The 3,188-nt window shown below is 67.5% G+C and carries 3 protein-coding genes and 1 riboswitch; all 3 genes read left to right on the forward strand.

Annotated elements, in window-relative coordinates:
• Positions 1 to 485: 485 nt before the first annotated feature.
• The 3 genes from WA805_RS28815 to WA805_RS28825 all read left to right on the forward strand — a co-directional run bounded on the left by WA805_RS28815 (position 486) and on the right by WA805_RS28825 (position 3,099).
• The gene (locus WA805_RS28815) at positions 486 to 845 is read left to right on the forward strand and encodes a hypothetical protein (protein ID WP_422285445.1); all 360 of its coding nucleotides are present in this window, start codon (positions 486 to 488) and stop codon (positions 843 to 845) included.
• On the forward strand, positions 845 to 1,687 hold the full coding sequence (locus WA805_RS28820; RefSeq protein ID WP_422285446.1) for a nucleotidyl transferase AbiEii/AbiGii toxin family protein: 843 nt from the start codon (positions 845 to 847) through the stop codon (positions 1,685 to 1,687). Before WA805_RS28815 ends, WA805_RS28820 begins: the two co-directional genes overlap by 1 nt.
• Before the next feature lie 614 nt (positions 1,688 to 2,301).
• Positions 2,302 to 2,369: riboswitch (Fluoride riboswitch) on the forward strand.
• Positions 2,370 to 2,589: 220 nt separating this feature from the next.
• On the forward strand, positions 2,590 to 3,099 hold the full coding sequence (locus WA805_RS28825; RefSeq protein ID WP_425243898.1) for a respiratory chain complex I subunit 1 family protein: 510 nt from the start codon (positions 2,590 to 2,592) through the stop codon (positions 3,097 to 3,099).
• Positions 3,100 to 3,188 lie beyond the last annotated feature (89 nt).

Consider the following 3,188-nt stretch of genomic DNA (forward strand, 5'->3'; position numbering starts at 1 on the left):
TGCAGCAGGGAACTGCGCGATCTCGATGAGCAGCCGTTGGCGTAGGCCGGCTTCGCCGTGCACGGAGGTGACCGCGTGCAGCGGCATGCTGGCCACCAGTCGCCTTTCCGTTGCGTCGAGCCTGGTAGCGGCATCGGACGCCGGCTTCGCGGTGCCATCTGTTACCACGGTCGCCTCCGTCTCATCTTGTCCGCAGGGATTGGCTGGTCTTGTCACGATCCAACCGCGTGCCATTGATGGCCGGCAATTACACGGTGAAATATCTCGTCGGATTCGGGACTTGCGGCCGATGCTGTCCTGCCCGCCTGTGCAATCGGCGCACGTGGTCCTGCTGACAGGCCGATCCAGTTCGTTCGCCTATGCGTCGCGCCCGGTCCTGCTTCGAACGTCAGCCTTGTCGCCGGGGTGGCCCTGAACTGATGGCCTCAGGTGTCCCTGGGCGTTGGAATACGTGTCGCCTCGTGGGCGCGGGCTATTCTTCAGGCATGAGCGCGGAGGGTGCGGTCGCGGTGCGGACCCGGTACCAGGCGCGGCCGGGGCGCCGCGTGATTGTGGTGACCGACCTGACAAGCCTGCGCGGGCAGTCGCGGGGCCAGGTGGAGCTGCCGTTGCGGCTGTACTGGAGCGGTCCCAGTCCCGTCTTCGACCTAGACGTGCCGTACCTGCGCCGCTGGCTGTACCAGATCGTGCTGCGGGAAGCCAGCCGCCCCGAAGACCTGACCGGCTACCTGGACCGGGACACGCTGATCGCGTTGTGGCCGGAGCTATACCTGCCTCGGGGCGTGCGGCAGGCGTGGGAGGAGCTTCATCCGCAGCTGCGTGCCGCTGCGGCCGGGGCGGCCTGATGCCGGTCAGTGATCTGCACCGCCAGGTGGCGGCGGTGGCGCTGGCCGCGGCGCGGGAGCACGGGTTCGCGCTGGGCGGCGGAAACGCGCTGCTGGCCTATGGGGTTATCTCCCGGCCAACGCAGGATGTGGACCTGTTCACCGATCAGGAGCATGGCGTGGAGGGGGCCGCCGGGGCGGTGGAGATCGCCCTGCGGCATGCAGGGTTTGAGACCGAGCGACAGGACCAGGTGGCCGGGCTGGATGACTTGTTCCCGGGGATGGGGGAGGAGCTGGCCGAGTGGGTCGTGACCGCTCCCGGTGGGGCGCAGATGATGCTGCAGCTGGCGTACTTCGGCCGGGACCACCAGCCGGTGGTGATGGATATCGGGCCGGTGCTGGACCTGGAAGACGTGGTGGGCGGGAAGGTGTGCGCGCTGGCTAGCCGGGTCGAGCCGCGGGACTTCGCTGATGTGGCTGCTGCGCTGGAGCGTTACACCCCGGCGCAGCTGATCGGCTTTGCCCGCCGCCTGGACCCGGGTCTGACCGGCCAGGACTTCGCTGATGCGGGGCTGCGGCTGGACCAGATGGACGATCGGGTATTTGCCGAGGTAGGGCTCAGGCCGCCTGATGTCACCAAGCTGCGGGAACAGCTCGCCGCCTGGCCCCGCGGCGCCGAGGCCATCGACCGCGAGTCCCAGTCCGGGGACCCTTCCCAACGCCAGGCCGCTGCCGGGGGAAAGCCAACTGTTGGCAGGACCGAACCAGGCATGCACGAGCCAGACTCGGCCGCGGGACGACAGCAGCCCGGACCCGAACCGGCTGCTCAGCCTGGACGGGATGACCCCGAGGCCGAGCCATGACCGGCCCAAACCTAGCGAAGGGTCGACCTTCTGCATGCCGTCCAGCATGATTCAGGCTCTTCTCTTCTGGCCGTGAACACCGGGGCAATCCGTTACCGGATTACGTGGGCTCAGGGGCGCTCGAGCTACGGTCGCGGCTTGGCCCAGTTCATCAAGCACGACTACCTCGATGCGAACGAGACGTATTCTGCCGGTCATGGTGGATCCTGCTGATGCACTACGAGACCCTGTTACTAGTCGTGCGGAACGCAGGCAGATTCAGCGGGACTGGATTGCGGCCTCCGCTGAATCGGGACGGCAGGCTACGGAAGCTCTCGGGAGGGCCGCTGAGACGCTGGCAGGTGGTATCCCTGGTCGTCGGCCAGACGCGGAGCTGGCCCGAGCCCGGGCTGAGATCGGTCAAGGGTGGGCCACGTTGTCACACGCCGAGGCGGCACGCAGCATTGCGGCTGCTGCCTTCGCCGTGGATCAGGGAGGCGTGAACACGTTCCCGACCTAGCGGCTGCTACGGTTTCAGTCGGCGGGAACCGCATCTCAGCGCGCGGATAACGGTCGCCATGATTCCCGCGCAGCAGTCTGCGGAAACTTGCGAGCCGACGAGGTGTGGGACAAGATGATGTCTTGGCGATGAGGCTCGCCTTAACCGTGCGGCGACGGCCGCACTGATGGCTTCTACCCCTGACAAGTAGCTTTCGGGCTGCGCGGGTAGCGGGTAGGAGGCATCACAGTGGATGAGGCGCAGGGACCGCCGGGCAATGATCAGAGGGCCGCACGGTGAGTGCGGCCGTCCCGATCCCGGTCATCCAGTTGCTGCAGGTCCTCACCGTGGCGCTGGCGGCGCCGGGTCTGATGGGCGTCATCGCGAAGGTCGAGGCGCGGCTGCAGGGCCGTCGCGGCCGCGCGTGCTGCAGCCGTATTACGACCTGGCCAAGCTGGCGCGCAAGGAAGCGCTAGCGCCGGAAGGGGCGAGCTGGTTCTTCCTGGCTGCGCCGCTGATCGCGGTGGCGGCGTACCTGACTATTCCGCTACTGATCCCGGTCTTGACGACGTTCGGGCTGCCGCTCGGGTACATGGGCGACATCCTCGGCGGCGGTTTCCTGCTGTCGCTGGCCAGTTTCGTCATCGCTACCGCGGCGGTCGAGACCGGCAGCCCGTATGCCCAGCTTGGCTCCAGCCGGGCTAAGACGTTCTCGGCGATCACCGAGCCGGTGGTGCTATTCGTCGTGTTCACCGTGGCGCTGCTGACCGGCACCGACCTGCCGTACGCGCTGGCCGCCACGGTCCGCTCGAGTGCCGGGCAGGTCATTCGCCCGGCGCACCTGCTGGCGAGCGCCGCGCTGTTCATGGTGATCCTGCACGAGACGGGCCGGATCCCGGTCGAGACGCACACCGGGCCAACGAGTTCGGGATGATCGAGGAGGCCCGCTCGTTCGAGCACTCCGGCCCCTATTTCGCGCTGCTGAAATGGGGTGGTCAGCTCAAACAGCTCATCCTGTTCACG

The sequence above is a fragment of the Trebonia sp. genome (genome assembly GCF_049794275.1).
Lineage (GTDB): Bacteria > Actinomycetota > Actinomycetes > Streptosporangiales > Streptosporangiaceae > Trebonia.

Bases quoted from the DNA above. Each gene is read 5' to 3' on its own strand.
- WA805_RS28815 (WP_422285445.1), top strand. From the start codon at position 486: ATGAGCGCGGAGGGTGCGGTCGCGGTGCGGACCCGGTACCAGGCGCGG.
- WA805_RS28820 (WP_422285446.1), top strand. From the start codon at position 845: ATGCCGGTCAGTGATCTGCACCGCCAGGTGGCGGCGGTGGCGCTGGCC.